At 61.5% G+C, this 2019-nt stretch carries 3 protein-coding genes and 1 pseudogene; 1 reads left to right on the forward strand and 3 read right to left on the reverse strand.

Going from position 1 to position 2019, the window contains the following annotated elements; translation table 11 throughout:
* Positions 1–171: 171 nt before the first annotated feature.
* The 3 genes and pseudogenes from HV796_RS41885 to HV796_RS41895 all read right to left on the reverse strand — a co-directional run bounded on the left by HV796_RS41885 (position 172) and on the right by HV796_RS41895 (position 1558).
* The gene (locus HV796_RS41885; protein ID WP_175233497.1) at positions 172–396 is read right to left on the reverse strand and encodes a hypothetical protein; all 225 of its coding nucleotides are present in this window, start codon (positions 394–396) and stop codon (positions 172–174) included.
* Positions 348–1059: pseudogene (locus tag HV796_RS41890) on the reverse strand (ATP-binding protein). The gene HV796_RS41885 and the pseudogene HV796_RS41890 overlap by 49 nt, the downstream one beginning before the upstream one ends.
* A complete protein-coding gene (locus tag HV796_RS41895; protein ID WP_175233498.1) occupies positions 1046–1558 on the reverse strand; it encodes a hypothetical protein in 513 nt (170 codons plus the stop codon). The pseudogene HV796_RS41890 and the gene HV796_RS41895 overlap by 14 nt, the downstream one beginning before the upstream one ends.
* Positions 1559–1660: 102 nt before the next feature.
* On the opposite strand from HV796_RS41895, the gene HV796_RS46370 reads away from it, so the two are divergent.
* The gene (locus HV796_RS46370; RefSeq protein ID WP_217478229.1) at positions 1661–1807 is read left to right on the forward strand and encodes a group II intron maturase-specific domain-containing protein; all 147 of its coding nucleotides are present in this window, start codon (positions 1661–1663) and stop codon (positions 1805–1807) included.
* Positions 1808–2019: the final 212 nt, after the last annotated feature.

The raw sequence follows: 2019 nt of genomic DNA on the forward strand, positions 1-2019 counted from the left end.
AGCGGTTGCGTGAGCGATGCTTTATTGAAGATGAGGGCGGGCCCCTGGAGTAGGCTTGCAGGAGTGTTAGCGCCGGTGTAAAAGCGGCACTAAACGACGGCGCAAGGTTGAGCGGTTTACTCAAGTACAAAGGGGCCGCGCGGGCCCCTTTCGTTGTATGCGCAGCGTTGATCAGAACGGCGGGTCGTGCTCGTTGAACGGCGGCTCGCGTTGCCGGCGATCTTGGCGCAGGACCTCCTGCATGTCGGACAGATAGCGCGCGCAGATCACTTCACGCAGGTCGTCGAGCAATTCAAACACGGCGAGCGCTTGTTCGGGCGTCCATTCCTCGGGGACGATGAAGCTTATTAAGGCGCACGTTTGACCGGAAGGTAGCGGCGGGGATTTCTCGACCACCCACCTCCCTTTGCAGATTTGCCGGGACTGCGCTGAAGGGCGCGTTTGTCGGCCCATTCACGCGCTTCCTTGAGGCGATACGATTCGCCTTCGATCGAGATGACCTCGGCGTGATGCACGCGATGATAGACGAGCGACACGACACAGGCGGCGTTGGGGAACACCGGAACACCTCGTGCCATTCGACAAACGGTCGATTCGTTGTGACGATGGTGCGACGCAGGCGCCGGCGCCGCGTTGAATCGCTATCGAACGCAGCGGGTTCGCCCAGCATATTGCCGGCGGTGGTGAACAGTACCGTGTGTCCATGCACGAGTGCCTGATGTGCGACGTTCTTCTCCAGTTTCGACTTGCCCATGCCGTTTGGACCGATGAGCACGACGCTGGCGGCGTCCTTCATAAACCCGAGCGTCATCAGTTCTTTGATGGCGCCGCGATCACACCGTGACGGCCAACTCCAGTCGAAGTCGCACAGGGCTTTGAAGCCGCCCAGATTCGCCTCCTTGGTGCACCGCTCAAGCGAGCGACGTGTGCTCGCTCGTCTTCGTCACACTCCACGGGCGGCGCGACCCATGACTCCTGCGCAACCCCGGGCCAGTGTGCAAGCAGCCCGTGCAAACGCAATTCCTGCGCGCGTGTGCGCGATGATTCAAGCGAGCTCAACGGAGCCTCCGGCAAGTTGATCGTAGGTATCGAGCCGGTGGGGTCGAACCGGCGTGTCCTTCTGGCTTACGTGCGGCGGCAAGCACACAGCAAGCGGCGGCGGCAGCGGGCGCGCTTCACTGCGGCGCTCCAGCGCCACGCGCGCAGCGTACGGGTGCGGCACGCCGCTTTCGAGCGCATCGTCGATTGCGGGCTGCAATTGTGCCGCGCCGTAGCGTTCGAGCAGCCGCAGCAACGTCGCCGTGATGGTGCCAAGGTTTGCATTGCACTCGGCCGCACGGCGCGACAGGTCCTTGCTGGCAAGCGCAGCCTTGGCCAGGCGGTCCATGCGGCGATGATGACGCGCTTCATGTTTGACGCCGACAAGCGTCTCGATGTACGCAGGCTCTTCGATTTGCGCGCCGCGATCGTAACTGCGATCGTGACGGGCAATGACTTCGGCGCCGTCCAGCTCGCGTACCTGATCGAGATCGGCGCGCAGTGAGCGTGCGCCGCACATGCGTGTGCGGGATCGAGTACCCGGTGCAACGCTAAGATTTCCTCGGCAATGCGGCCAAATCGATGCGGTTGCGGAAGCTTCGGTGGCGGTTGCACAGCCGCAATGACCTTGAGCTCGTCGAAGCCGCCAGTGCTTCCGGGCTGGGTTCGCTACTACGGGCGGTTCCAGCCTTCCGCACTTCGTGGGGCCTTACGTGGACTGGATTCATTCGTTGTGCGTTGGGCTCAACACAAATACAAGAAACTCTGAACGCACAAGCTGGGGGCATGAGATTAGTTTCGGCGGCTTAAGACGCGGCGCCCGACCCTGTTCGCGCATTGGACGCGCGAAGCCAAGGTTGGACGATAAGAGAATGAAATGAACGCGTCCCGCCCAGTGAAACGTCAGCAAACTAAGATCGACCCTTGCGAACTGACCGTATGCAAGGGCCAAAATGGAACATTATTGAGGTCCGCATAGGC

The organism is Paraburkholderia humisilvae, assembly GCF_902859855.1.
GTDB classification, from domain to species: Bacteria; Pseudomonadota; Gammaproteobacteria; order Burkholderiales; family Burkholderiaceae; genus Paraburkholderia; species Paraburkholderia humisilvae.

Excerpts from the sequence above, each read along its gene's own strand:
- HV796_RS41895 (WP_175233498.1), bottom strand. The coding sequence starts at position 1,558 with ATGTGCGGCGCACGCTCACTGCGCGCCGATCTCGATCAGGTACGCGAG.
- HV796_RS46370 (WP_217478229.1), top strand. The coding sequence starts at position 1,661 with ATGACCTTGAGCTCGTCGAAGCCGCCAGTGCTTCCGGGCTGGGTTCGC.